This window comes from Chamaesiphon sp. OTE_20_metabat_361 (genome assembly GCF_031364565.1).
In genome coordinates this window covers 1-3,029 of the sequence record NZ_JANLWO010000690.1, presented here as the reverse complement: position 1 = coordinate 3,029, position 3,029 = coordinate 1, and the positions used below count along the sequence as shown (strand labels likewise).

At 41.3% G+C, this 3,029-nt stretch carries 2 protein-coding genes and 1 pseudogene; 2 read left to right on the top strand and 1 reads right to left on the bottom strand.

The genetic code is table 11. The features are described from left to right. Positions 1–678, top strand: a 678-nt coding sequence (nadA, locus tag RMO35_RS19525; protein WP_309743352.1) for a quinolinate synthase NadA, incomplete at its 5' end; no start/stop codon positions are given. Between the two features lie 154 nt (positions 679–832). On the opposite strand, the gene RMO35_RS19520 is transcribed toward nadA, so the two are convergent. Beyond that, positions 833–1,657, bottom strand: coding sequence for a glycosyltransferase family A protein (locus RMO35_RS19520; RefSeq protein ID WP_309743350.1), 825 nt, complete (start codon positions 1,655–1,657; stop codon positions 833–835). Between the two features lie 991 nt (positions 1,658–2,648). On the opposite strand from RMO35_RS19520, the pseudogene RMO35_RS19515 reads away from it, so the two are divergent. Next, positions 2,649–3,029 (top strand): annotated as a pseudogene (locus RMO35_RS19515) (NAD(P)H-quinone oxidoreductase subunit F); the annotation flags it as partial.

Genomic DNA, 3,029 nt, shown 5'->3' with positions numbered 1-3,029 from the left:
GCGGGATGTTCGCTGGCGGATAGTTGTCCGCCCGATAAATTTGCGGCATTCAAGGCAAAATATCCCGACCATATTGTGATTTCTTACATTAACTGTACGGCAGAAATTAAAGCTTTGAGCGATATTATCTGTACGAGTTCTAATGCTGTCAAAATTGTCAAACAGATTCCCACAGAGCAGGGAATTATTTTTGCACCCGATCGCAATCTGGGACGGTATGTGATGCAGCAAGCCGATCGAGAGCTGGTATTATGGCAGGGCAGTTGTATCGTACATGAAACTTTTTCGGAAAAGAAGTTGGTACAACTTAAGATAAATCATCCCGAAGCCGAAATTATCGCTCACCCAGAATGCGAAGAGTCGGTATTACAACACGCTAATTTTATCGGTTCGACGAGTGCGTTATTAAAATATACGGCACAGAGTTCCAGTACGCAATTTATTATCGCCACTGAACCGGGAATCATTCATCAAATGCAAAAAGCTCAACCTCACAAAGAGTTTATCCCTGCGCCACCAATTAATAATTGTGCGTGTAATGAATGTCCGCATATGCGCTTGAATACATTAGAAAAATTATATCTGGCAATGAAGACTCGATCGCCAGAAATTACGATGTCTGAAGATGTCCGCTTGGCAGCTTTGCGTCCGATGCAACGGATGCTAGAAATGAGCTAGACATAGCAGTATTTTGCCGCGCTCAGGTAAAACGCGTACCGTTGGCGAAGCCTTCAAGAAGGCTTCGCCAACGGTACGATTTTATAGATCTGTTAGTTAAAGTAACTGTATTTTATCTTTACGATGCCAATTAATTACAACTAATTAACCTAGATTAGTCGATCGCCCAAGGATGTGGTGATGCCTCATCGAGTGATAGTACACCCTCAATTGTACTCTGGCAAAATCCAAATTCTTTGATGATTATAGACGTGATTTTTCGCTTGAATAAAGCTTTCCAAATAGCAGCTTTCATACTTGAAAATCTAATATTATTCAGATGAGTTGCTGAAACATTTTGAAAGTTTATTTGATAAACGGCTCCAGCAAATGGTAGCGACCTCAACTTCTTACCTCTAGATTCAAGCAAGCTATTGACATTGAGATGTTGCCAAATTGGATCTAACCATTCAGTTGCTGGCACATCCATAGAGTCAGGAAAATCTGCATAATTACACCTGATAATATGTGAAGTTCCAGATACTGACATAAATTGAGGATGCAGGAATAGGTGGTTGCTACCTACTTCATGGATATACCCACTGGCAAAGAACCATCCATCAGCATATGGGTGCTTTTCGGTAAAAGCAACTAGCCGATTGGAGACGAGATCGTCAGCATCTACTCTCATCACAAAAGTATCAGAATGCTTCTGTACGAGCTGAAGCTGCTTGATAGCCAGCATTCCTCGCTTAATTTTTAGATAGATATCCCCAAATCTATCGGTTAGAGAATTAGGAACTGGAAATGATTCTTGAATGACACTAATCCGGGGATGAGGAACAAAGTCGATCGGGGGCACATTACAGACTAGGATGATGTGGTAATTTGGCGAACTTTGGTCGAGTAAACTATGTAATGTACCATTACATAATGCGGAAACTTTTGCCCAGTCATTACATGTTTCTGGACTACGCAATGGCACAATGAAGACGAACATATTTTCGCAATGGATTTGAGCAGTTATTGTCGATCGGGAAATGGATAGAAACGTAAGTAGCTGGTGACAAGGCATCCAAGTTAATGCTGATGGCTCTTAAAGTATTGTCAATCGCTGAAATTGGAATTGAAATGTAGTACTGAGTCTCTATTCTTGTATAGTGCCCACTAAGTTTTCGGAAAGTAACAATCCCGCTTCGATTTACTTAAGACTGGCTAAATTAGCTTAACGGCGCTCTTCGTGCTTGGCACAGGCAGCCTCAAAGCTAAATCGCTCGCCAAGCTCCTAACTAATGTCAGTTTGAATAATGAGTGCAATTTATACTTAAACCAAGCTTTTATACTTAGGAAATGTTAAAAAGCATCACCAATACTAAGCAATATAGCGTAGTATCGAATTAACTCAGTACTGAACTAACAGTTCGTCCAAGACAGATATCCGTACTTGTTAAATTAACGATTTTGTGATTTAGGCATAATTTAATGCCAAAGGAGACAAGCGATCGAGTCTGTCAATCGCTGTAACGGCGTAGTTTCAAGCGAGGTTTCTAATAGTGAAGCAAAGCGAGTGAGATCTGGAACGATGACTCGTTGGTGTAGCCTCTGCTGGCCGCGAGAATCTGGTCGTTGTTACAATTGGGCAATTTGACTGAGATTTTGCATAGCAACCAAAAAGACACCGCGATCGCAACTTACAAGATGCAGATTTGGTTTGGGTGCTAATGAGTGCATGAAATTATCCCATTGGCGTAGCCTCTGGAGCTAGGAGAAACTAACGTTAACTACATCAATTCGTCAGTACGTTATTAAACATAGATTTAGCCCTAAAATAACGATAGACGATCGACTATACGCTATAGATAAGATAAGCAAAAGCTAGAGTGAACATTTGATAAAACTCTATGATTTGCCTATCTTTTCGATGAATTTTAGATTAATCTTTTACATAGAGCAATAACTAATCTCTTATATTAAACGATAGATTTAAATCTATGGACTCGATAATTCTTCAGAATATCTGGTTGATTCCTTGCTACCCAATAATTGGGGCACTTTTGGCACTCCCCTGGTCGCTCGGCTGGTCGGGACAACTCGGCACCAGACCTGCTGGTTATGTAAATATCCTCATGGCGGGGGTAGCGGTGATTCATGGGTTGTTAGCCTTAATCACAGGTTGGGAGCTACCGCCGTACCAAATCAGCTATAGCTGGCTGCACAGCAGCACCTTAGACATCAATTTTCCGATCGAGATTTCGACGATTACACTGACTGCTACGGCGGTGGTAACGACGATTAGTCTGGTATCTCAGATTTATGCAGTTGGTTATCTGGAGATGGATTGGAGCTGGGGACGGTTCTTTTCGCTGATGAAT

Bases quoted from the DNA above. Each gene is read 5' to 3' on its own strand.
- RMO35_RS19520 (WP_309743350.1), bottom strand. From the start codon at position 1,657: ATGTTCGTCTTCATTGTGCCATTGCGTAGTCCAGAAACATGTAATGAC.